Genomic DNA, 22,787 nt, shown 5'->3' with positions numbered 1-22,787 from the left:
CCTTGAGAAGCAAAGGAAAGTACATGTCGAGTGTCAAGAAGTTCAAGGAGTTCTTCGGACTGGCGCCCTACGAGGAGGGGCCGCACGATGCGGCGTACTACCGTGACGAAGTCGACTACGATGACACCGCCACCCCCGGGGACGGCTACGCTCCCGCGAACCGGGGAACCGGTCGCGGTTACGGCTACACGGCGGCCCGGACCAGCTACGAACCCAGGTCCTACGCCCCGACCATCGTCCCCGTCCGCCTCGTCAGCTTCAAGCAGTGCACCCGGGTGGGCGAGCCCTTCCGCGCCGGCGACGCCGTGGTGATCGACCTGAATGCGATGGACCGTGACGAGGCGCGGCGCGTCATCGACTTCGCGGCCGGACTCGTCTTCGCGCTCCGCGGGGAGATGCGCAAGCTCTCCCCGCTGACCTTCGCGCTGATCCCCGACGATGTCGAGGTCTCGATCGCCGAGCTCGAGGACGCCGCGGGTCTCCGCTGATCCCCGTTCCCCCCGATCGGCACATCCCGTCGGGGCCCGGTGCCTTCCGCGGCCGATGCACCCCCGTAGTCCCGGTGAACCCGGCCGGATGCGGGGGTGTCGCGTGTCCGGCCCCTGATCCGATAGGCTCGGACCGGTGAACTCAATCATCCTGATTCTTCTGCTGCTTCTCCGGATCTACAGCTACATTCTCGTGCTGCGGATCATCGTCGAGATGATTCACTCGTTCTCCCGGAATTTCCGGCCACCGAGCTGGTTCGCCTATGTCGCCGAACCCCTGTTCGTCCTGACCGATCCGCCGGTCAAGGCACTGCGCCGGGTGGTCCCTCCCCTCCGCATGGGAAATGTCGCTCTCGACATGTCGATCATCGTCCTCTTCCTCATCCTCTGGTTGGCGGCGTTGGCTCTCCGGCTGATGCTGAGCTGACCGTCACGGGAATTCCGTGTCGGGGTAATTCCCGCAGGGAGAGATTCCCGGGAGATTCCGACACGGTGAAGTGTCCAGGTACACTTTCGCGATAATTAGAAGTAATATCGGGTCAGTCAATGAACCGCAGATGACCACTGTGGGCACCAGGGGCCCGATACAACGAAGTTTCACCAGGGTCCACCAACGAGCGAAGGGAACCGTCCATGCCGCTGACTCCAGCCGACGTGCACAATGTCGCTTTCAGCAAACCGCCGATCGGAAAGCGTGGCTACAACGAGGACGAGGTCGACCAGTTCCTCGACATGGTCGAAGACACCCTCGGTCGTCTGATCGACGAGAAGGAAGACCTGCAGCAGCGGGTCGAGGAAGCGAACAACGAACTGAAGCAGGCCGGTTCCGGCTCTGCCGGCGTGGATGAGAACGCGCTCCGTTCGAAGATCGAGAACGAACTCCGGGCGGAGTACGAGCGCAAGCTCTCTGAAGCGAACGAAGCCACCAAGAAGGCCCGTAGCGAAGCGGAGCAGGCGCGCAAGGCCGCCGCGGACGCCCGGGCTGAGGCCGACAAGGCCGCCAAGGCTTCTTCCGCTGCTCCCGCAGCCGCCCCCGCCGCTTCCAGCGCCGACAGTCAGGTGCAGGCTGCCCGGGTCCTCGGGCTCGCACAGGAGGTCGCCGACCGCATCCAGGCGGACGCCCGGACCGAGTCGAAGTCCATGCTCGACGAGGCGCACGCCGCCGCCGAGAAGGAACTCTCCGCGGCGACGCAGAAGTCGAAGGCACTGGTCGCCAACGCCGAGAAGCAGGCCTCCGAGAAGCTCTCGAAGGCCAACGCCGAGGCCGAGCAGAAGGTCAGCCAGGCCAACTCCCGCGCGGAATCGCTCGTGAGCGAGGCGACGAAGAAGGCCGACACCATGGTCGCGGAGGCGAAGCGGACCTCCGAGTCCATGGTCTCCGACGCCAACGCACAGGCCGAGGCACAGCTCAAGCAGGCCAAGGACAAGGCCGACGCGCTGCAGTCCGACGCCGAGCGGAAGCACACCGAGATCATGGCCACGGTGAAGAACAAGCAGTCCGTCCTGGAGGCCCGCATCGCCGAGCTCCGGACCTTCGAGCGGGAGTACCGTACCCGCATGAAGACCTTCCTCGAGAGCCAGCTCGAGGAGCTGTCGAGCCGTGGCTTCGCGGCCCCCAACGGTGGCGACAACGAGGGCAAGGCCCAGTAGCCCACCACGCGTTTCACCCAGACGACAGGTCTCTCCCGGACGATGAACGCTCGGGGGAGGGCTGTCGTCTTTCGCTTGCCCGTCCACCCCGTCGAGAAGGAAAACCATGCTGATCGCCGCCCTCATCACCGCCCTGATCGGGTTCGGGCTCCTCGTGATGACCGTCCAGTCAGGGTCGGACGTCTACTCCTGGCTGCTCATCGTCGACGCCGCGGTGGGACTGGGATTCCTCGTCGCGGACATCGTGATCAAACGCCGACGACGGCGGGACCCGCCGGAGGATTGATCGGCGGACCTAGTGCGTTATACTGTCCCCACGCTGTGTTCCCCTCACCCGGGATCACGCCAGGCAGCGATCCGGCCATCACCGGGGAGCCATCCGGAAGAACAGATCCCGCGGTCACGGCACCGTGGGTCCCAGTAGAGCCGGACGGGTGGGACCGTGACAGACCTTCTCGAAGACAATCAAGTGGGGCACCCCGAAGGTGCCCAAGCAGGGTGGTACCGCGTGCCGGTTGATCCGGGGCGTCCCCGCACACGATGAGCACCTTTTAATTGATTGTCCTCGAACGCAAGGAGCGTTGAACGCCCATGAATAACCCAGTTGGCGGTGTCTACCCGAAGGTGGATCTCACCGGAGGCTCCACCCGTTTCCCCGACATGGAGAAGTCGGTGCTCGACTTCTGGCGTGCCGATGGAACCTTCCGTCAGTCCATCGACCAGCGGGACGGTGCGCCCGAGTACGTCTTCTACGACGGACCGCCCTTCGCCAACGGCCTCCCGCACTACGGACACCTGCTCACCGGCTACGTCAAGGACATCGTCCCCCGGTTCCAGACGATGCGCGGGAAGCGCGTCGAACGGGTCTTCGGCTGGGACTGCCACGGCCTGCCCGCTGAGCTCGAGGCCGAGAAGCAGCTCGGCATCAAGGACAAGGGCGAGATCGAGTCCATGGGACTCGAGAAGTTCAACGAGTACTGCGCCTCCTCCGTCCTGCGCTACACCGAGGAGTGGAAGGACTACGTCACCCGGCAGGCTAGGTGGGTGGACTTCGACAACGGATACAAGACCATGGACTCGGACTTCATGGAGTCCGTCATGTGGGCGTTCAAGGAGCTCTACGACAAGGGCTTGATCTACCAGGGCTTCCGTGTTCTGCCGTATTCCTGGGCCGAGCACACGCCCCTGTCCAACCAGGAGACCCGTCTCGACGACTCCTACAAGATGCGGCAGGACCCGACCCTGACGATCACGATGCCGCTCACCGGTGCACTCGAGGGATCGGCCGCGGAGAAGACGCTGGCCGAGCACCCCGAGCTCGCCGACGCCGCGGCGATCGCATGGACGACCACCCCCTGGACGCTGCCCTCCAACGCGGCGCTGGCCGTCAACCCCGGCGTCGACTACGTACTGGCCAGGATCGGCGAGTCGGGCCACGCCGACTTCGCCGGCCGGAAGATCCTCCTCGCCCAGGCCCTCGTCGGCGCGTACGCCAAGGAACTCGGCGAGGACCATGAGGTGCTGGCGACCTTCCCGGGCTCGGACCTGGTGGGCTTCACCTACGAGCCCATCTTCACGTTCTTCCCCGTGGAGAACGGATTCCGGATCCTCGAGGCGGAGTACGTCACCACCGAGGACGGCACCGGAATCGTCCACCAGGCCCCCGCCTTCGGTGAGGACGACATGATGATCTGCCAGGCCAATGACGTCGAGGTCGTCGTCCCGGTTGACCTGGACGGTAAGTTCACCGCCCAGGTGCCCGACTACGAGGGCATGCTCGTCTTCGACGCGAACAAGGACATCATCCGGGATCTCAAGGCCCGGGGCAGGGTCCTGCGGCACCAGACCATCGAGCACTCCTACCCGCACTCCTGGCGCTCCGGCGAGCCGCTGATCTACATGGCGCTGCCGAGCTGGTTCGTCGCGGTCACCAAGTTCCGCGACCGGATGGTCGAGCTGAACCGCGAGGAGATCGAGTGGATGCCGTCCCACATCCGGGACGGACAGTTCGGCAAGTGGCTCGAGGGCGCGCGCGACTGGAACATCTCCCGCAACCGCTACTGGGGCTCCCCGATCCCCGTGTGGGTGTCCGACTCCGAGGAGTACCCCCGCATCGACGTGTACGGCTCACTCGACGAACTCGAACGCGACTTCGGTCGTCGACCCGAGTCCCTGCATCGCCCGCACATCGACGAACTCACCCGCCCGAACCCCGACGACCCCACGGGGAAGTCCACCATGCGCCGCGTTCCCGAGGTGCTGGACTGCTGGTTCGAGTCCGGTTCCATGAGCTTCGCGCAGAAGCACTACCCCTTCGAGAACAAGGACTGGGTGGAGACCCACTGGCCGGCGGACTTCATCGTCGAGTACTCGGGACAGACCCGCGGCTGGTTCTACACCATGCACGTCCTGTCCACCGCGCTGTTCGACAAGCCCGCCTTCCGGAAGTGCGTCGCCCACGGCATCGTGCTCGGCGATGACGGACTGAAGATGAGCAAGTCGAAAGGCAACTACCCGAACGTCAACGAGGTCTTCGACCGTGACGGATCCGACGCGATGCGCTGGTTCCTGATGAGCTCGCCGATCCTGCGTGGCGGCAACCTCATCGTCACCGAGCAGGGCATCCGCGAGGGCGTCCGGCAGGCGCTGCTGCCGATGTGGAACGCCTACAGCTTCCTGCAGCTGTACTCCTCGAAGCCCGCGGAGTGGTCCACCGGCTCCGACAACGTCCTCGACCGGTACATCCTGGCCAAGCTGCACAACCTCGTCACGAACGTCCGGGACGCCCTCGACGGTACGGACATCGCCCGCGCCTGCGACGAGGTCCGCTGGTTCTGTGACGCCCTCACCAACTGGTACGTGCGCCGGTCCAGGGAGCGGTTCTGGGCCGGTGACACCGAGCACCCCGAGGCGTTCAACACCCTCTACACCGTGCTCGAGACACTGACCCGCGTCGCTGCCCCGCTGCTCCCCATGGTCACCGAGGTCATCTGGCGGGGTCTCACCGGAGGCCGCTCCGTCCACCTCACCGACTACCCGGACCCCGACGACTTCCCCGTCGACGAGGACCTCGTCCGCGCCATGGATCAGATCCGGGGAGTGTGCTCCGCGGCGAGCTCCGTGCGCAAGTCCCACAAGCTGCGCAACCGGCTGCCGTTGCCGAGGCTCACGGTGGCGATGCCGGAGTCCAAACTGCTCGCACCGTTCACCTCCATCCTGCGTGACGAGGTCAACGTCAAGGAGGTCACCCTCACCGACGACGTCGATTCGGTCGGCCGCTTCGAGGTCGTCGTCAACGCCCGCGAGGCCGGACCGCGTCTCGGGAAGGACGTCCAGCGCGTGATCAAGGCGGTGAAGTCCGGTCACTACACCCGGGAAGGGGACACCGTCGTCGCGGACGGCGTCGAGCTGAAGGCCAACGAGTACACCGAGCGCCTCAAGGCCGCCGACCCGGAGTCCACCGCCCAGGTCGACGGAGCCGAGGGTCTGGTCGTCCTCGATCTGACGGTCACCCCGGAGCTCGAGGCCGAGGGCTGGGCGGCGGACATCGTCCGTGGCCTGCAGGACGCCCGCAAGTCCAGCGGTTTCGAGGTCTCCGACCGGATCACCGTCGAGCTCTCGGTCCCCGCAGACAAGCTGGAGTGGGCGGAGCGTCACCGCGAGCTCATCGCCGGGGAGGTTCTCGCCACCGGTTTCGAGGTCCGCACCGGGGATCTCACCGGCGACGTGCACGACATCATCTCCGGGGTCACCGCGGTGGTGGCGAAGGCCTGATACACCCACCCCACGAAAAGCCGGGCACCCGGGGTCATTTCCCCGGGTGCCCGGCCCGTTCCGGACCGCCGGACGGCAGATGGGCCCGGCCGGTCATTCGCCCACATGTTCGTTTCGCGATACGCTGGCCCCCATGCAACGGTGGGTGCTGCACGTCGACATGGATGCGTTCTACGCCTCCGTCGAACAGCTGACCCGTCCCACGCTCCGGGGCCGTCCCGTACTGGTCGGTGGTGTCTCGGGGCGGGGGGTCGTGGCCGGTGCGTCCTACCAGGCGCGCGCCTTCGGGGCGCACTCCGCGATGCCCATGCACCAGGCGAAGAAACTCGTCGGTTTCGGGGCGGTGGTGATCACGCCGCGCGGAAAGGTCTATTCGGCCGCCTCACGACGGGTGTTCGAGGTGATCCGGAGGCACGCGGGGACCATCGAGCAGCTCTCCATCGACGAGGCATTCATGGAACCGCCGGACCTGGTGGGTGCGACCCCGGACGAGGTCCGGGACTGGGCGGAGAACCTCCGCGCGGAGGTGAAGGCCGAGACCGGGCTCCCGTGCTCGATCGGTGCGGGCTCCGGCAAGCAGTACGCGAAGATCGGCTCGGGGGAGGCGAAACCCGACGGCGTCTACGTCATCCCCGTCGAGAGACAGCGCGAGATGCTCGATCCGCTGCCCGTCCGGAAGCTGTGGGGGATCGGGCCGGTCGCCGAAGCCAAACTCCATCAGCTCGGGGTGGACACCATCGCGGACTTCGCCGCGATGACCGAGGCCGAGGTCCGGATAAGCCTCGGGTCAACGGCGGGGGTCGCCCTGTGGCGTCTCGCGCGCGGCCATGACGACCGGCCGGTGGCCCCCCGCGCCGTCGCGAAACAGATCTCCTCGGAGCGCACCTACCCGAAGGACCTGACCACGGTCGCGGAGGTGGACGACGCCATCGACCGGGCTGCCGCGGGTGCCCACCGTCGACTCCTCGCCGACGGACGTGGCGCCCGGACGGTCACCGTGAAACTGAAGATGGCCGACTTCCGTACGGAGTCCCGCTCGCAGTCCCTGCCGTACACGACCGACGAGAAGGCCACCCTCGTGGCCGTGGCCCACAACCTGGCCCGCTACCCGAACGAGGTCGGCCCGGTCCGGTTGGTCGGGGTGAGTTTCTCCGGGCTCGAACACGCCCGCCAGAACGTCCTCTTCCCGGAGCTCGACCAGCGGATCACGGTTCCCGAACCGGACGCCGACTACGAGGTCGGCGTGCGCGGTTCCGCCAATGAGTCACCGGTGTTGACCGTGACGGAACCCGCCCCCGAATCGCGGTGGAAGGCGACCCAGGACGTCCACCACCCCGAGTACGGGCACGGCTGGGTGCAGGGGGCGGGCCACGGGATCGTCTCGGTCCGCTTCGAGACCCGGACCACCGAACGGGGCAGGACCCGGAACTTCGACGAGAACGATCCACGTCTCCGCGCGGCGGACCCGCTCGACTCCCTGGACTGGGATGACTGGTTCGCGGCCCCGGACGACGAAGGCGTCGATGGATGACGGCCGCAGTCCCATCTCCGGGGAGGGGGAGGGGATGGGAATGTCAGGCGACTCCCGGGCGATGCGGAGTGTGACGCACCACCGGGAGCCCCGGGACGGGAAGAGTCCCGGCCGCGAAGCCCGGCTGCTGCAGGGTTGTGACTCACCTGCTGTGGAAATGAAGTAGAGTTTTCCGCATACTCGGCCGGGTGGACCGTGATCCGACCGGTGGAGCCCGAGGCAACGCGCACATGAGGAGATCCGATGACTGGCAAAGACCCGTCCCGACCCGAATACGGGCAGCCTTCCGGCGAAGGATCCTCCGCGGAGGGCGCGGTAGAGTCGAACGCACACACCCCACTGGGGTGGGAGGATTCCCACACCTCGGATCCGGGTGCCGGGGACACGTCGCAGTCGGGGGACTGGTGGGCCGCCGGGTATGGTCCGCAGGCGTCGGGATACGACCAGCTGTCCGGGGGATGGGACGCCGCGGCGTCCGACTCCTCCCCGTCGGCCGCGGATCCCGTGGAGACACCATCGTCGTACGACGGGGGGTATTCGCCGTACGACGCGCAGGCGCAGACCGCGGACCCGCGGGATCCGGCGTACGGCGGACAGATCAGCGCGTACGAACCGCCGAACCCCGGGTACGGGGCCCGGACCATGGGGTACAACCAGTTCGGTGTGGAGCAGAAATCCTGGGTGGTGGCTGTCCTGCTCTGCCTGTTCTTCGGGGAGCTCGGCATCCACAACTTCTACATCGGGCAGAAACAGACCGGGATCGTACAGCTCGCGTTGTACGGCGGCGCCTTCCTGATCTTCCTGATCACCTTCGGATTCGGGTTCTTCCTCCTGATTCCGTCCGTCATCTGGAAGTTCGTCGACCTGATCAAGCTGTTGACCGGGTCGATCTCCACGGACGCGCAGGGGATCCCGTTGAAGCGGTGACCGGCCGGGGTCGGATCAGAACAGGGTCGCCGGATGGCGTCCGGAGGCGATCGCGATCGCGAGCAGGACCCTCGCCTGTGCGGAACGGAAGTAGGTTGAGCCGACCGCGCCGAGGGAATTCAACGTTGCCCCGCCGCCCGCGCCGCCGTAGCTTCCGCGGACCTCTCCGCGGGGAACCCGGGTGCTGATCACGACGGGAAGTCCGTCGCGCAGCGCGTCGCCCACCGCGGCGGCGAGTCCCGTCCCTATGTTCCCCGACCCCATCGCCTCGATGACGAGGCCGTCCGCACCCGCGGAGCGGGCGGAGTCGACGAGCTCCCGCGGTGCACCGGGGTAGGCGTGGATGATGTGGACGACCACGTCCGCGAGATCCACCGCCGGAACCACGTCCGCCCGGGTGGGTTCCTCGGGCGCGTTCGTGGCGAACGCGAGCTCATCGGTGGTGTGCCACTTCACCGCACCGCGTGCGGGGAGAACCGCCCGGCCGAACACGATGAGGACCCCGATCCCGCGGGCGGTCGGGGAGGTGACGACGTTGACCGCGTCCAGCAGATTCAGCGGGCCGTCCGAATCCGGATGGTCGTGGGGGAGTTGTGCCCCGGTGAGCACGACCGGCCGGTCGTCCGCGTGGAACGTGTCGAGGGCGACCGCGGTCTCCTCCATCGAGTCCGTGCCGTGGGTGACCACGACGCCGGCGATCTCCGGATCGGCCAGCGCATCCTCCACAGCGCGCCGGATCTCGTCGATGTCGGCGAAGGTCATCGAGGAGGAGTCCAACCGGTTGAGCTCACGGACGTCGAACGCCACGTCCGAGGCCTCGAACCGGGCGGCGACCGGTGCGAGGAGCTCGGATCCCGCCACCGTGGGGAGCAGAACCCCGTCCGGGTCGGTGGTGCACGCGATCGTCCCGCCGGTCGTGATCACCACGATCCTCTTCGGGGAACTGTCGGGGGAACCTGGGTTTTCGTGCTGCTCGTTCATGGGAACAAGACTGCCACATCCGGAGGACGAAATCGGCGGAGTCCATTGGTGGGTGATGATACCCCGTAACCACTGCCACTTGCGTAACTTCTGTTTACATCAGCCACACTGTTAGGATCAGTGTCGCGTACGCCCGCCACGGAATCCGCCGCGCGCGCAGAAACGACTGGCGCAGTCATGACCGTCGACCCCGACGCGTCCGACCGTGGACACTGGACGAGGTACCGGGCGACCTACCCCATGAGGAGACAACGTGAAAACTCTCAAGCATCTGGCCCCCGCAGCAGCGGTGGTCGCGGCACTGTCGCTCGCCGCATGTTCCGGCGACGAAGCAGCGGACAGCACGTCCGGTCCCGCATCCTCCAGCGCGGCACCGACTTCCGCCGCTGCAGGGACCACGGAGCAGCCGACCGCCGAGGAACTCAACGCCATTCTCGCAACGGCGACCGATCCCGCAGCCTCCGTCGAGGACAAGATCCGCACCGTCCAGGGAGGGGAGAACGCCCCCGAACTGTTCGAGACGATGACCCGTTCCAAGCAGGAGTCGGGCGCCGACTTCCAGGTGGTTCCCCCGGTCCTCCCGGGATACGAGAACGGTACCGTCCTCGCCACCGTGAACTTCACCCTCCCGGACCGGCCGAGCCAGGTCGCCGAGAACGTCGAGTTCGTCTATGTCGACGGTACGTGGCAGCTCTCCCAGAGCTGGGCGTGCACCCTCATCACCAACACCGTCCCCCCGGAGCAGGTTCCGCCGATGTGCCTCGAGACCGGCTCCGAAGAGGTGCCCCCGCTCGACCCGGCCGCACCCGCCGAGGCTCCGGCTGAGGCACCGGCCGGAGAAGCCCCGGCCCAGTAGTCGATCAGTGTCGCCGCCACACCGGCGGCGACACGCACCGCGCCCGGTCCCACCTTCGGAGGAAGGGGGACCGGGCGCGGTGCGTGTCCGGGCTCAGTCGAAGTGGATCGCGGAGTGGCTGTCCTGGACCACCCGGACTTCGGACCCGTCCCCGGTGTAGATGATCCGGGTGGTGAAGGCGACGCCACCGGAGCGCGGCAGCGGATCGTCGAGATCGAGTTCCAGGTGCCCGGCGGAGGAGGTCTCCGCGCTCTCGACGCGCAACTCGCCGGCGGCGCCATCGGAGTCCCCCTGCGGTGCCAGCGCGTCGAGGGACAGCGCACCGATGCTGGGGCGCTGATCCACCTCGACATCCAGTCCCACGCTCCGGCCGTCGAGCTCGGTGAGCGTGTAGGTCACCGTCTGCAGCATGGTGGTCGAGCCGGTGATCCGGCTCTCGACGGTCCACCGTGCGCCCGGGCCCACCGGCTCGTCGGGGAACACCACCGCGAGGGTTACGAGATTGCCCAACCTGGACTCCATCCCCGCGCGCCCGATGTCCGATGCCGAATCCGGGGCGTGCAGGGACATCGTGACCGGCTTGCCCGACGGGGTCGTCGCGTAACTCACGGTGAAACCGTCGGCTCCCGCGAGTTCGGCGTCCCAGTCGATGTCGGGGTCCTCCCCGGAACCCAGCGTCGTCGCTTCACCGGTGAACCGGGGCGCCCCCGCGATCACCGTGACCCGGCGGGTCGCACCCGTCTCACCCGCCGTGACCTTCTCGCCGTCCACCGAACGCACCGTGGCCTGCGCGTCGACGTTGAGTACGGGGAGACCGTCCGGTTCCGCGGGAGGGTGGGGTTGCGTTCCGGTACCGGAGTCGACGAGCGTGGTGAAGCCACCGCCGAACCTCACCGGGAGTTCCTGCCTCGGAGCGTCCGCGTCCGGGACCCCGTAGGAGAGGACCTGCTGGGCGGATCCCGGATCGAGGAGGGTGACGCGGGGCGGGTCGAGGTCGATACGGACGGTGTCTCCGTTTGTCCGGCCGCCCGACTGCGTCTCCGGATCCGGGCCGTCGCTGCCGCCGGAGCAGGCGACGAGTGCGGTCGCCGTCGCGGCGGCGACGCAGAACGTGCGGATACGGCGTTTAGTCTTGCTTGGGGAGAGTCTCACCCCGCCAACGGTACCGCGCCCCGGGACGGTGGGCGATCGAGTGGGTTTTGCGGCGGTTTTGGGGGAAGATGGTCATCGTGACTGACAAGGCGACTGACAAGGTGAGGCGAAACAGGGGTTATCTGGTGTTCACGATCGTGGTGATCGTCGTCGCCGCTGCCGTGGACCAACTCTCCAAGGCACTGATCCTCGCCGGGATGGAACCCGGCGAGGCCGTGCCACTCATCGGCGACTGGTTCCGGTTCCACTTGGTGTTCAATCCCGGGGCCGCATTCTCCTTCGGGACCTCGTTCACGTGGGTCTTCACCGCCATCCAGCTGATCTTCGTCGTGGGGATCCTCTGGAACTCGCCCCGCGTGGACGGGCGGCTCGCGGCCCTCGGACTCGCACTCGTCGCCGGCGGTGCGGCCGGCAACCTCACCGACCGGCTGTTCCGGGATCCCGGATTCTTCGTCGGGCATGTCGTCGACTTCATCTCGGTGGGGGACTTCGCGGTGTTCAACGTGGCGGACTCCTGCATCACCGTCGGGGTCGTCGTGTTCCTCCTGTCCGCGCTGCTGGACGCCCGCACCGGGTCGCGGGCCACGGAGGTGACCGCATGACCCGCCCCTCCCGCCAACTCCCCGTCCCCGACGGTCTCGCCGGTATGCGCGTCGACGCCGGACTGGCGAAGCTCCTCGGACTGTCCCGCACCACGGTCGCCGATCTGGCCGCGGCCGGTGACGTACTCGTCGGTGGGCGTGCGGTCGGGAAATCCGACCGGTTGACCGCCGGGGACTGGCTGGATGTCACGCTGCCAGAGTCCGAGCGCCCCCTGCTTCCCCGGGAGGAACTCGTCGAGGGCATGGACATCCTCTACTCCGACGATGACGTCATCGCCGTGAACAAGCCCGTCGGTGTCGCCGCGCACCCGACCGTCGGTTGGGAGGGGCCGACCGTGGTGGGCGGACTCGCCGCCGCCGGTTTCCGGATCTCCACCTCGGGCCCACCGGAACGCAAGGGCATCGTGCAGCGTCTCGACGTCGGTACCTCCGGTGTCATGGTCGTCGCCGCCAGCGAGCGGGCCTACACCCACCTCAAGCGTGCGTTCCGGGACCGTACCGTGACCAAGACCTACCACGCGCTCGTGCAGGGCCACCCCGATCCGTCGACGGGCACCATCGAGGCGCCCATCGGCAGGCATCCTTCGGCGGGCTGGCGGTTCTGCGTGCGGAGCGACGGCAAGCACTCGGTGACCCACTACTCGACGATCGAGGCGTTCCGTGAGGCCTCGCTCCTCGACGTCCACCTCGAGACCGGCCGCACCCACCAGATCCGGGTCCACTTCTCCGCGCTGCACCATCCCTGTTGCGGCGACCCGATGTACGGCTCGGACCCGAACCTCAGCAGACGGCTAGGCCTCGACCGCCAGTGGCTGCACGCCGTCTCCCTCGGCTTCACCCACCCGGCCGATGGTCGGGCGATGGAGATCGTCTCGCCGTACCCGGATGACCTGCAGCAGGCGCTGGACATCCTGCGGCAGGCATAGGACACGGGAACGGGGGAACTGGCATGAGCATGGACGTGGACCGGATCCGGACGGGCGTCGCGGTGGTCAGCATCGCCGCACTCGTCGGTGCCGTCGCCTGGCTGTCCACCTCGGACCGGGTGGCGAAACCGATGCCCGTCAACGGGGATGTCCTCGGCCGGGACCACGGTGAGTCGCTGGAGGACTACCGGGTCCGGGCCGCAGACAGTCTCGCGACGGCCCCGGATGATGACGAGGGCTTCGCTCTCGTGACGTTCCGGGAACCGCAGCCCGCCGCGGATGCGGCACGGGTCCTGGAGCAGGCCGACATCGGGCGGGTCAACGCGCTCGTCCTGGATGGTGCGGTCCCCGTGGCGCTGCCCGAACCCACCGGTGCGGAAGGGCGGGAAGAGGTGTTCGACCGCACCCTGAACCTCATCGGACACTCCCTCGGCGACGGCGGCACTCTGCCGGACCGGCGGTTGCGTGGCGTGGTCGTCTGGGACGACGGGACCGCGCTCCGTGTCCTCGCCGGGGAACCGGAGGTGCTCGCGGTCGAGGTGCTGCCCCCGGATGCTGCGTGGGGCCGGATCGGGGTTCAGCCGGTGGTCAGACCGGAGTGACATCCTCCACTGCGGGAGCCGCGCGACGCCTGGACCGCTGCTGCGCCACGAGGTCACCGAGGTAGATCGCCACCGAGACCCAGATGATGCAGAAACCCACCCACCGCACGGGGGAGAGCGTCTCATCGACGATGAGCACCGCCCACAGCATCTGGATCGACGGCGTCATGTACTGGAGCATGCCGATCGTCGCCAGCGGGATGCGGCTGGCGGCCATCCCGAACAACAGCAACGGAACGGCGGTCACGATCCCGGTGCTCATCAGCATCAGCGTGTGGCCCGTGCCGTATCCGGTGAAGGTGCCCCCACCGCGGACACCGAGGAAAACGAGGTACCCGACCGCGAGGGGGAGGAGCACGAGGGTCTCCCCGGCGAGGGAGGCCGTCGCCGGGACACCGACCCGCTTCTTGAGCAGACCGTAGGCGCCGAAGGTCACGGCGAGTGTCAGCCCGAGCAGCGGCGGCTCACCGCCGACGACCGTGAGGATGAGCACCGCGACGACCGCGATCGCCACCGAGACCTTCTGCGCCGGGCGCAGCCGTTCCTTCAGGAAGATCATGCCCATCGCGACACTGACGAGAGGATTGATGAAGTAGCCGAGAGCCGCCTCCGAGACGTGCCCGGTGTTGACCGCGATTACGTAGACCAGCCAGTTCAACGCGATGAGCACCGCCGCGCCGGCGATCGTCCCCCAGGTCCTGCGGTCCGCCCGGCGCAGGACCGGGATGCCGCGGGTCACGCCGAGGACGAGGAACATCACGAGCGCGGTCCACACGATGCGGTGCGCCAGGATCTCCAGCGGCGAGGCGGGTTTCAGCAGCGGGAAGTAGGCGGCGAAGGAACCCCAGAGCAGGTAGGCGAGAACCCCGAATATCATTCGGAACACACTACCCGTGTCGGCCCCGGTGACCCACAGGCGTTCCACGGATACGCGAACGACACCGTTGTCACCCACGGGGTGGGGCCGTGACCTGGGGCCCTCGCCGGGGGTCCGTCCGGCGGATAGACTAAGCGCCCATGAGCGGTTCCTCCTTCGTCCACCTGCACAACCACACGGAATACTCCATGCTCGACGGCATGGCCAAGGTGGACCTGCTCGCCGAGGAGGTCGCCCGACAGAAGATGCCCGCGGTCGGCATGACCGACCACGGCAACATGTTCGGCTCGGATGCGTTCTACCACGCCATGACCGACGCCGGCATCAAACCGATCATCGGTATCGAGGCGTATCTCGCCCCCGAATCCCGGTTCAACAAGCAGCGCATCCGCTGGGGTGAGCCCCACCAGAAATCCGACGACGTTTCGGCCTCCGGTGCGTATCTGCACCAGACGATGATCGCGGAGAACGCCACCGGGCTGCGCAACCTCTTCTATCTGTCGTCGATGGCGTCCTACGAGGGACAGCTCGGCAAGTGGCCCCGTATGGACGCCGATCTCATCGCCGAGAACGCCACCGGCATCATCGCCACCACAGGTTGTCCCTCCGGAGACGTCCAGACCCGTCTGCGCCTGGGGCAGTTCGACCAGGCGCTCGAGGCCGCGGCGATGTGGCAGGACATCTACGGCCGGGACAACTACTTCCTCGAGCTGATGGACCACGGGATCGACATCGAGACCCGTGTGCGCCGCGAACTGCTGGAGATCGGCAAGCGCCTCGACCTGCCGCCGTTGGTGACCAACGACTGCCACTACGTCGTCAAGGACCAGGCCAAGGCCCACGAGGCCATGCTCTGCGTGCAGACCGGCAAGACCCTGCACGACGAGGACCGGTTCAAGTTCGGCGGCGACGGCTACTACATCAAGTCCGCCGCGGAGATGCGCTCCATGTGGGATGACACCGTCCCGGGGGCCTGTGACAACACCCTGCTCATCGCGGAGCGCGTCCAGGACTACAGCGAACTCTGGACGCCGCACACCCACGACCGCATGCCCATCGCCACCGTCCCCGACGGATACACCCCCACCTCCTGGCTCACCCACGAGGTGATGGAGGGGCTGAAGGAACGGTTCGACGGTGGTCAGGTGCCGCAGGCCTATCTCGACCGCGCGACGTACGAGATCGACGTCATCGACGGCAAGGGCTACCCCTCCTACTTCCTCATCGTCGCGGAGCTGATCAAGCACGCCCGCTCCGTCGGGATCCGGGTCGGCCCGGGCCGTGGTTCCGCGGCCGGATCGCTCGTCGCCTACGCCCTCACGATCACCAACATCGACCCCATCGAGCACGACCTGCTCTTCGAGAGGTTCCTGAACCCGGAACGCCCCTCCGCCCCCGACATCGACATCGACTTCGACGACCGCCGCCGGGGCGAGATGATCCGCTACGCGGCGGACAAGTGGGGCGAGGACAAGGTGGCCCAGGTGATCACCTTCGGAACGGTGAAGACCAAGCAGGCGCTGAAGGACTCCGCACGCGTGCAGTTCGGCCAGCCCGGCTACCAGATCGCCGACCGCATCACCAAGGCCCTGCCACCGGCGCAGCAGGCCAAGGACATCCCGCTGTCCGGGATCATGGATCCCTCGCACGAGCGCTACGGAGAGGCGCAGGAGGTGCGCACCCTCATCGAGAACGACCCCGACGTGCGCGCCATCTACGACACGGCCCGCGGTCTCGAGGGCGTCATCCGCCAGGCCGGCGTCCACGCCTGCGCCGTGATCATGGCGAGCGTACCGCTGCTCGACTGCATACCGATGTGGAAACGCGCCCAGGACGGCGCGATCATCACCGGCTGGCCCTATCCATCCTGCGAGGCCATCGGGCTGCTGAAGATGGACTTCCTGGGCCTGCGCAACCTCACCGTCATAGGCGACTGCATCGAGAACATCAAGGCCAACCGGGGCATCGACATCGACCTCGAGGCACTGACCACGGACGACGAGGAGACCTACAAGCTGCTCGCCCGGGGTGACACCCTCGGGGTGTTCCAGCTCGACTCCGGCGGCATGCGCGAGCTGCTGAAACGGATGGAGCCCACCGGCTTCGACGACATCGTCGCCGCTCTCGCGCTCTACCGCCCGGGTCCGATGGGAATGAACGCGCACTGGGACTACGCGGACCGGAAGAACGGTCGCCAGCCGATCACCCCGATCCACCCGGAGCTGGAGGAGCCGCTCAGGGAGATCCTGGAGGACACCTACGGTCTGATCGTGTACCAGGAGCAGATCATGCGTATCTCCCAGAAACTGGCGAACTACACCGCCGGCCAGGCCGACGGATTCCGGAAGGCCATGGGCAAGAAGAAGCCCGAGGTGCTCGCCAAGGAGTTCGTGAACTTCCAGGCCGGCATGCGCTCCAACGGCTACTCGGACGAGGCGATCAAGAAGCTCTGGGACACCATCGAACCGTTCGCCGCGTACGCGTTCAACAAGTCGCACGCCGCCGGCTACGGATTGGTCAGCTTCTGGACGGGCTACCTCAAGGCGAACTACACCGCCGAGTACATGGCGGCCCTCCTGACCTCCGTCGCGGACAACAAGGACAAGTCCGCGATCTACCTCTCCGACTGCCGGCACCTCGGAATCCGCGTGCTGTCCCCGGACGTCAACGAGTCCCAGCTGACCTTCCAGTCAGTGGGCGATGACATCCGCTTCGGACTCGGAGCGGTCCGCAACGTCGGCGCCGACGTCGTCGAGTCCATCGTGAAGACCCGCAGGGAGAAGGGTACGTTCGCCAACTTCTCCGACTACCTGGACAAGATCGAAACGGGCCCCTGCTCCAAGCGGGTCACCGAGTCCCTCATCAAGGCCGGCGCCTTCGACTCCCTCGGGCATCCCCGCAAGGGGCTGATGCTGATCCACGAAGAGGCCGTGGACTCCGTCATCACCACGAAGAAAGCGGCGGACAAGGGTCAGTTCGATCTCTTCGCAGGCCTCGGAGGAGAGGACGAGACCCTCGCCAACGCGTTCGCGGTGCAGGTTCCGGACGAGAAGTGGGAGCGCAAGCACGAGCTCGCCCTCGAACGCGAGATGCTGGGTCTCTACGTATCCGGGCATCCGCTCGACGGATTCGAGCAGGCACTGGCCGCACAGACCGACACCCCGATCACGACGATCCTCGCCGGGGAACTGAAGAACAAGGCCGAGGTCAAGATCGGCGGGATCATCTCCGCCGTCGACCGACGTTTCTCCAAGAAGGACGGTTCCCCGTGGGCGATCGTCACCGTGGAGGACCACAACGGGGCCTCCGTGGAGCTGCTCGTGTTCAACAAGGTCTACGCACTGGTCGCGCCCCAGATCGTGGAGGACAACATAATCCTCGCCAAGGCCCACATCTCGATCAGGGATGACCGCACCAGCCTGTTCTGCGACGACCTGAAGACCCCGGATCTCGGGCCGGGCAACGGCGCCGGGCTTCCCCTGAGGCTCACGCTCCGCACCGACCAGTGCACCATGCCCACCATCGCGAAACTCAAGCAGGTGCTCATGGCGAACAAGGGCGACTCGGACGTGTACCTCAATCTGGTCGACGGCGATGAATCGACGGTGATGATCCTGGGGGAGCATCTGCGGGTCAACCGGGACGGCAACCTCATGGGTGACCTGAAGGCCACGATGGGGCCGGGGATCCTGGGTTAGCTGGCGATGGTCCGTGGGACACGGTCGCCGGAGCCACGCACACCACCCGATCGGCGAGGCCCAGCAGCTCGGGATCGTGGCTGGCCGCGACCACGCAGGCGCCCCGCTCACTGCAGCGGCGCAGCGCGGTGAGAACCAGCTCGGCGCTCGCACCGTCGAGAGCTGACGTCGGCTCGTCGGCCACGAGGACGTCCGGCCGGGCGAGCAGCGCCGCCGCCACGCAGACCCGCTGTCTCATGCCTCCCGACAGGTCACCGGGTTTCACCCGTGCGACATCGACGTCTCCGAGGTCGAGCATGGCGAGGACAGCGTCGATCTCCGCGCGTGGTGCCCCGGTGACACGAAGTGCCCGGGCGACCGGCACAGAGGGATTCAGGGCGAGTTCCGCCTCCTGCGGTATCCAGGCGAAACACCTCCGAACCGATCGTGGTCGTCGCCTCAACACGGGAGCGAGCGGTGTGCCGTCGAGGTCCAGGGATCCGGTCCGGGGAGGGAGCAGACCGAGCAGCGTGCGCAACAGCGTCGATTTCCCGGATCCTGACGGGCCGGAGATGACGGTGAGACATCCGTGCGGTGCGGTGAAATCGACGGGGACGGTCACCGGCCCTCCCGCCCACCCGACGGAGAGGCCGGTGGCGCGGAGACCACCGTGGATGGTCGTCGGGGAATCAGTGGCCGTGGCTGTCTGATCCATCAGATGCGGCAGGTCTCTGGTGGATGTGATGGCTGGAGATGCTGGCCCGACGCGGATGATGCCCCGTTCGAGATGCACCGTGCGGTCCGCCAGTGCCGCGGCCACCTCGGTGTCGTGGGTGATGATCAGTGACGTGGCTCCGGTGCGGACGATGGCCCTCCGGATGGTGTCGATGACGGCGGCGACGGAGGCCTTGTCGACGCCGGCGGTGGGTTCATCGACGATGAGCAGCTCCGGTCCGGAGACTATTCCCGCGGCCACCCCCACCCGGCGCCGTTGTCCACCCGACAGCTGGCCGGGTGTCCGGTCGAGGATCTCCGCGGTGTCGCCGAGCCCCATGTCGGACAGCAGTTCGCGGATCCGGTCATCTCCCGGGCGGGCGCTTCCGGCTCCCGATGCACGTCGTTGGCTGATGATGTCGCGGACGGACATCGTGGGAGGCAGTGCCGCCCCCGGGTCCTGGTCGACGTAAGCGGCACGTCGCAGGAAAGCCCGTCGATTGCGTCCGGACAGTTTCAGGGGATTCGTGCCGCCACAGGAGATGTCACCGGCTGTCACGGTCAGCCCCCGGGGTATGTGCCCGAGAAGTGCGTGGGCGAGTGTTGTCTTCCCGGTCCCTGATCCACCGAGCAGCGCCGTGATTTCCCCTGCGTCCATCCGGAGGTCCACCCCGTCGAGCACCGTGCCTGCCCGTGCGCTGACAGTCAGCCCGGAAACGATGATGTCCATCAGCGTCCACCTCCCGTGACGATGTCGATCAGGATCGCCGGTGGGGCGGTGAGAGCGATGATCAGCAGGACCGGGGCCGCCGCCGCCCACGGGTTCAACGCCAGCCCGGTCAAGGCCTCCGGAACCATCGAAGCCCAGGTTCGGGTGCCGGTACCGACCGTCGCACCGAGGAATGCCGCGGTCGCCGTCAGGAACACCACGCCCACATAACGGATGCCGAGATCGGCGAACAGGGCGCGACGCATCGCGGGGAGGACGTCACCGATGACGACCACGGGAAACGGTACCCCGGTGGCTCGCCGGACTTCGACATACCCGGATGAGACGACGGGTCTCGCCGCAGCTTCCAGATACCGCGAGGACAGGGGAAGAGAGAGAATCACGGCCATGAGGGTGACACCGGGAAGTCCGGCTCCGTTCGCCGAGATGACCGCCAGGAGCATGATCATCGGCGGGATGACGAGCAGCGTGTCCGTCAGGAATCTGATCCAGGGTCTCAGCCGGGGGCACAGAGCGGCCGTCAGCCCGACCGCGGTGCCGGAGATGGTCGACGCAGCGGCAGCCAGGGCGGGGGGTATCACCAGGACCGTATTGCCCATGCAGAGTCGTGCGAGGACATCTCTGCCCACCCGGTCGGTACCCAACGGATGCCCCGGTCCCGGGGTGGTGAAGGGGCGGGCGACGGGCTCCGCGGGATCAGGAAGCCCGAGAACAGGGGCAATCAGAGGACCGGCGAGCGCGGTGAGCACCGCACCCGTCCACACCGCCAGCAGGAGCACGGAGAACATCACCGTGGTGGTCCGGCGGTCAGCTCCGCGAGAACCGTACGGCACCGGTGATCTCATGGTGACCCCACATCCGTGATCTTCCGTTCCGCGACCAGGAAAGCGATCATCGTGATCACCGCGACGAGCACCGTCACGGTTGCCGTGGCTTCGGTCTCCCGGTTCGCTATGAGGTTCGCCACCAGCGTTCCGATTCCCGGGAATCCGACCACGTTCTCCACCACGACGGTCCCCGTCACCGCGTACGGAACGGTCGCCGCGCAGGCTTGGGCCACCGGTGCGGACGCCGCGGGCAGCGTGTGCCGCACCAACACCGCGAGTGGGTGCATACCGGAGAGCCGTGCCGCGGCGACGTGGGGGAGCACGTGCGCGTCGGCGATCGCAGCGCGGACCATGCGCTGCAGCCAGGCGCCGCCGGTGACGGCGATACCCAGTGCCGGCACGAACAGTCCCTCGGGTCTGTCCAACGGGGTCCCGCCCGGTGGCACCAGCGATACGGCAGGGACGAGATGCAGGATGCCCGAAAAGATGACGAGGAGAAGGGTCGTGGTGGCGAACTCGGGTACCGCGAGTGTCGCCTGTGCACCCGTGGACAGCCCCGTGTCCCTGGCTGATCCGGCCGCTGTCCCCGCAACGATGCCCAGGGTGCATCCCAGGATGACGAGCAGCGGCCAGGCGAACGCCACGAGAATCGCCGAGTTGCGGACGGGGATTTCGATCGCCGACCACACTGAGCGCCCGGACCCGTGGAGTGTCCCACCGTCTCCGTGCAGCAGTCCGCCCCACCAGGAAAGCAGCCGGTGGAGTGCTGGTCGGTCGATTCCCATCTGTGCGCGTAATTCCGCGATCCGTTCGGGGTCCGGTGTGTGCACCGCGACCGTCGCCGCATCTCCCGGTAGCCACACCATGATCAGGAAGACGACCGACCCGGAACACAGAACCACGGCGGCGAATCGGACCACGGTGCGTACCGCAGTGGGTGGTCGCCGGATCACGCCGTGAATACGGGAACTGAGTAGGACACCGGCACGGGCGGGACCCCCTCCCCGAGACCGTTGACGGAGTTGGCGAACGCCCAGATGAGGTCGCCGCCTTCCCGACTGACTGTTGTGGCCAGGGTCGTCAGCATCCGCTGGCGCTCCGACTCGTCGGTCTCCGCGAGTGTCGCCGAGAGTTTCTCATCCCACTCTCCGTCGGTCCCGAAACCGGACAGGTTGAACACCGCCCGGGAGCCGGTGATGAACGTGAGGGATGCGAGGACGGAACGGTTGACGAGGTAGCTCGCGAACATGGGGAGCTCCTGCAGCGCAGGTACGTCGGCGTAGTAGGAGACGGGATCACGTTTGTCGACGGTGACGGTCACACCGGCGTCCCCGAGCTGACGGGCGATGAGATCGGCTCCGTCGTTCATACCGGGAACCAGGTCCGCGGTGAACAGCGTCAGCTCACTGATGCCCTTCTCCGCGAATATGGCGGCGGCTTTCCCGACGTCCCGCTTCGGCGGGGTGAGTTTCTCCGGGTAGTCCGCGAATCCCAGTCCCGGAACGTCGGCGCCCGGCTCACCGGCGCCGTCGAGTGCCTGCGCGACGAGTTCCTCACGGTCGATCGCGATCTTCACGGCACGCCGAACCTCGGGGTCGTCGAAGGGTGCCACCCGGGTGTTGAGCACGATCACGAGCGGACGCGAATCGTATGGACCGGGTATCCAGACCATGCCTTCGTCGAGTGTGCGTGCCGCGGTGGGAGGAAGGTTCAGGGCCATGTCCACGGCACCGGACTCGAGGGCCCGGGTGCGTGCCGCCGGATCCGTGATGACCTGTATCTCGAGGGTCTCCGACACCCGTCTGTCGGCGGGGAAGTGTGGGTTGGCGTCGAGTGTCCATCCCTGCGCGGAATCCCCGGCGCCGAGAACATACGGACCGGAACCGATACCGGTGCCGGGGTCGCCGTCCTTGAACACGAGGCTTGTCATCCCGAGCACCGACTCGATGAAGTCAGCGCGCGGGCGGTCCAGTCTGAGTGTGACCGTCCGGTCATCGACGATCGTGGAGGCTTCTGTGTCGATGTCCGCGACGATCGCCGACTGCATCGGGTCTCGGGTGGTGAATGCCACGGATTTCATCACGTCACCTGCGGTGACGGGGCTGCCGTCGGAGAAGGTCGCGCCTTCGCGGATTGTCACGGTCCACTCGGTGGCGTCATCGTTCGACTCGACGGTGTCGGCGAGCTGGTACCGCGCGTCGGATTCCGTGTGGATCACCAGAGGCTCGAACACCGCGTAGATCGCGGCCCAGGTCGCGGTCTGCAGTGCCTTGCTCGGGTCGACTTCTTCACCGGGGCCACCTGTCGCGGCGACCCGCAGGGTCTTCAGGACAGCTTCACCGGTTGCACCGGAATCCGCCGGATCACCACCGTTGGCGTTGTCGCCGTTGTCCGAGCATCCGGCGAGCCAGAAACCGGTTGTGGCGGTCGCCGTTGCTGTGGCGAGATACTTGAGGAAGGTACGTCTGTGCAC

General features: G+C 67.1%; 19 protein-coding genes. 12 read left to right on the top strand and 7 right to left on the bottom strand.

All coding sequences use genetic code 11. From position 1 onward, the window contains the following. Positions 1–23 precede the first annotated feature (23 nt). The 7 genes from KRX55_RS00290 to KRX55_RS00260 all read left to right on the top strand — a co-directional run bounded on the left by KRX55_RS00290 (position 24) and on the right by KRX55_RS00260 (position 8,370). Complete coding sequence (locus KRX55_RS00290) at positions 24–488, top strand: cell division protein SepF (protein WP_218405890.1); 465 nt, start codon at positions 24–26, stop codon at positions 486–488. A gap of 136 nt (positions 489–624) precedes the next feature. Next, positions 625–915 (top strand): YggT family protein, encoded by a 291-nt coding sequence (locus KRX55_RS00285; RefSeq protein ID WP_218405889.1) that lies wholly within the window; start codon positions 625–627, stop codon positions 913–915. 206 nt (positions 916–1,121) lie between these two features. Next, positions 1,122–2,138, top strand: a complete 1,017-nt coding sequence (locus tag KRX55_RS00280) for a DivIVA domain-containing protein (RefSeq protein WP_218405888.1) — start codon at positions 1,122–1,124, stop codon at positions 2,136–2,138. 106 nt (positions 2,139–2,244) lie between these two features. Continuing rightward, the gene (locus tag KRX55_RS00275; RefSeq protein WP_218405887.1) at positions 2,245–2,424 is read left to right on the top strand and encodes a hypothetical protein; all 180 of its coding nucleotides are present in this window, start codon (positions 2,245–2,247) and stop codon (positions 2,422–2,424) included. 305 nt (positions 2,425–2,729) lie between these two features. Then, positions 2,730–5,912, top strand: a complete 3,183-nt coding sequence (gene ileS / locus KRX55_RS00270) for an isoleucine--tRNA ligase (protein WP_218405886.1) — start codon at positions 2,730–2,732, stop codon at positions 5,910–5,912. A 133-nt stretch (positions 5,913–6,045) separates the two neighbouring features. Continuing rightward, positions 6,046–7,443, top strand: a complete 1,398-nt coding sequence (locus KRX55_RS00265; RefSeq protein WP_218405885.1) for a DNA polymerase IV — start codon at positions 6,046–6,048, stop codon at positions 7,441–7,443. A 243-nt stretch (positions 7,444–7,686) separates the two neighbouring features. Further along, entirely contained in the window at positions 7,687–8,370 is a 684-nt protein-coding gene (locus tag KRX55_RS00260; protein WP_218405884.1) for a TM2 domain-containing protein, read from the top strand. Positions 8,371–8,385: 15 nt separating this feature from the next. On the opposite strand, the gene KRX55_RS00255 is transcribed toward KRX55_RS00260, so the two are convergent. Further along, positions 8,386–9,351 (bottom strand): asparaginase, encoded by a 966-nt coding sequence (locus KRX55_RS00255; RefSeq protein WP_218405883.1) that lies wholly within the window; start codon positions 9,349–9,351, stop codon positions 8,386–8,388. 253 nt (positions 9,352–9,604) lie between these two features. Here KRX55_RS00255 and KRX55_RS00250 point away from each other — a divergent pair, with 253 nt between their 5' ends. Then, a complete protein-coding gene (locus tag KRX55_RS00250; protein ID WP_218405882.1) occupies positions 9,605–10,207 on the top strand; it encodes a hypothetical protein in 603 nt (200 codons plus the stop codon). 93 nt (positions 10,208–10,300) lie between these two features. On the opposite strand, the gene KRX55_RS00245 is transcribed toward KRX55_RS00250, so the two are convergent. Then, entirely contained in the window at positions 10,301–11,359 is a 1,059-nt protein-coding gene (locus KRX55_RS00245) for a hypothetical protein (RefSeq protein ID WP_218405881.1), read from the bottom strand. Between the two features lie 77 nt (positions 11,360–11,436). Between KRX55_RS00245 and lspA the strand changes: the two genes are divergently transcribed. Genes lspA through KRX55_RS00230 form a run of 3 tightly spaced genes read left to right on the top strand, consistent with a single transcriptional unit; the run spans position 11,437 to position 13,489 of the window. Next, the gene (gene lspA / locus KRX55_RS00240; protein ID WP_370625707.1) at positions 11,437–11,961 is read left to right on the top strand and encodes a signal peptidase II; all 525 of its coding nucleotides are present in this window, start codon (positions 11,437–11,439) and stop codon (positions 11,959–11,961) included. Then, on the top strand, positions 11,958–12,887 hold the full coding sequence (locus KRX55_RS00235; RefSeq protein WP_218405879.1) for an RluA family pseudouridine synthase: 930 nt from the start codon (positions 11,958–11,960) through the stop codon (positions 12,885–12,887). The genes lspA and KRX55_RS00235 overlap by 4 nt, the downstream gene beginning before the upstream one ends. 23 nt (positions 12,888–12,910) lie before the next feature. Further along, positions 12,911–13,489: a hypothetical protein gene (locus tag KRX55_RS00230; protein ID WP_218405878.1), complete on the top strand. Its 579-nt coding sequence runs from the start codon at positions 12,911–12,913 to the stop codon at positions 13,487–13,489. Here KRX55_RS00230 and rarD read toward each other — a convergent pair. Continuing rightward, positions 13,476–14,366 carry an EamA family transporter RarD gene (rarD, locus tag KRX55_RS00225; protein ID WP_218405877.1) on the bottom strand — a complete coding sequence of 297 codons (891 nt, stop codon included), beginning with the start codon at positions 14,364–14,366 and terminating at the stop codon, positions 13,476–13,478. The genes KRX55_RS00230 and rarD overlap by 14 nt on opposite strands. A gap of 140 nt (positions 14,367–14,506) precedes the next feature. On the opposite strand from rarD, the gene dnaE reads away from it, so the two are divergent. Continuing rightward, positions 14,507–18,064 (top strand): DNA polymerase III subunit alpha, encoded by a 3,558-nt coding sequence (gene dnaE, locus KRX55_RS00220; RefSeq protein WP_218405876.1) that lies wholly within the window; start codon positions 14,507–14,509, stop codon positions 18,062–18,064. Here dnaE and KRX55_RS00215 read toward each other — a convergent pair. The 4 genes from KRX55_RS00215 to KRX55_RS00200 are packed head-to-tail and all read right to left on the bottom strand — an operon-like array spanning position 18,018 to position 22,787. Beyond that, positions 18,018–19,487 (bottom strand): ABC transporter ATP-binding protein, encoded by a 1,470-nt coding sequence (locus tag KRX55_RS00215; RefSeq protein ID WP_218405875.1) that lies wholly within the window; start codon positions 19,485–19,487, stop codon positions 18,018–18,020. The genes dnaE and KRX55_RS00215 overlap by 47 nt on opposite strands. Next, entirely contained in the window at positions 19,487–20,332 is an 846-nt protein-coding gene (locus KRX55_RS00210) for an ABC transporter permease (protein ID WP_255567440.1), read from the bottom strand. Before KRX55_RS00210 ends, KRX55_RS00215 begins: the two co-directional genes overlap by 1 nt. After that, positions 20,329–21,267, bottom strand: a complete 939-nt coding sequence (locus KRX55_RS00205) for an ABC transporter permease (RefSeq protein WP_370625706.1) — start codon at positions 21,265–21,267, stop codon at positions 20,329–20,331. Before KRX55_RS00205 ends, KRX55_RS00210 begins: the two co-directional genes overlap by 4 nt. Continuing rightward, positions 21,264–22,787, bottom strand: coding sequence for an ABC transporter substrate-binding protein (locus KRX55_RS00200; RefSeq protein WP_218405874.1), 1,524 nt, complete (start codon positions 22,785–22,787; stop codon positions 21,264–21,266). Before KRX55_RS00200 ends, KRX55_RS00205 begins: the two co-directional genes overlap by 4 nt.

Source organism: Corynebacterium sp. TAE3-ERU16 (assembly GCF_019209935.1).
Classification (GTDB): domain Bacteria; phylum Actinomycetota; class Actinomycetes; order Mycobacteriales; family Mycobacteriaceae; genus Corynebacterium; species Corynebacterium antarcticum.
The sequence above is the reverse complement of the archived record's forward strand: the minus strand, read 5'-3'. Positions and strand labels throughout refer to the sequence as shown.

Excerpts from the sequence above, each read along its gene's own strand:
- KRX55_RS00290 (WP_218405890.1), top strand. The coding sequence starts at position 24 with ATGTCGAGTGTCAAGAAGTTCAAGGAGTTCTTCGGACTGGCGCCCTAC.
- KRX55_RS00280 (WP_218405888.1), top strand. The coding sequence starts at position 1,122 with ATGCCGCTGACTCCAGCCGACGTGCACAATGTCGCTTTCAGCAAACCG.
- KRX55_RS00275 (WP_218405887.1), top strand. The coding sequence starts at position 2,245 with ATGCTGATCGCCGCCCTCATCACCGCCCTGATCGGGTTCGGGCTCCTC.
- ileS (WP_218405886.1), top strand. The coding sequence starts at position 2,730 with ATGAATAACCCAGTTGGCGGTGTCTACCCGAAGGTGGATCTCACCGGA.
- KRX55_RS00265 (WP_218405885.1), top strand. The coding sequence starts at position 6,046 with ATGCAACGGTGGGTGCTGCACGTCGACATGGATGCGTTCTACGCCTCC.
- KRX55_RS00260 (WP_218405884.1), top strand. The coding sequence starts at position 7,687 with ATGACTGGCAAAGACCCGTCCCGACCCGAATACGGGCAGCCTTCCGGC.
- KRX55_RS00255 (WP_218405883.1), bottom strand. The coding sequence starts at position 9,351 with ATGAACGAGCAGCACGAAAACCCAGGTTCCCCCGACAGTTCCCCGAAG.
- KRX55_RS00235 (WP_218405879.1), top strand. The coding sequence starts at position 11,958 with ATGACCCGCCCCTCCCGCCAACTCCCCGTCCCCGACGGTCTCGCCGGT.
- KRX55_RS00230 (WP_218405878.1), top strand. The coding sequence starts at position 12,911 with ATGAGCATGGACGTGGACCGGATCCGGACGGGCGTCGCGGTGGTCAGC.
- rarD (WP_218405877.1), bottom strand. The coding sequence starts at position 14,366 with ATGATATTCGGGGTTCTCGCCTACCTGCTCTGGGGTTCCTTCGCCGCC.
- dnaE (WP_218405876.1), top strand. The coding sequence starts at position 14,507 with ATGAGCGGTTCCTCCTTCGTCCACCTGCACAACCACACGGAATACTCC.
- KRX55_RS00215 (WP_218405875.1), bottom strand. The coding sequence starts at position 19,487 with ATGGACATCATCGTTTCCGGGCTGACTGTCAGCGCACGGGCAGGCACG.
- KRX55_RS00210 (WP_255567440.1), bottom strand. The coding sequence starts at position 20,332 with ATGAGATCACCGGTGCCGTACGGTTCTCGCGGAGCTGACCGCCGGACC.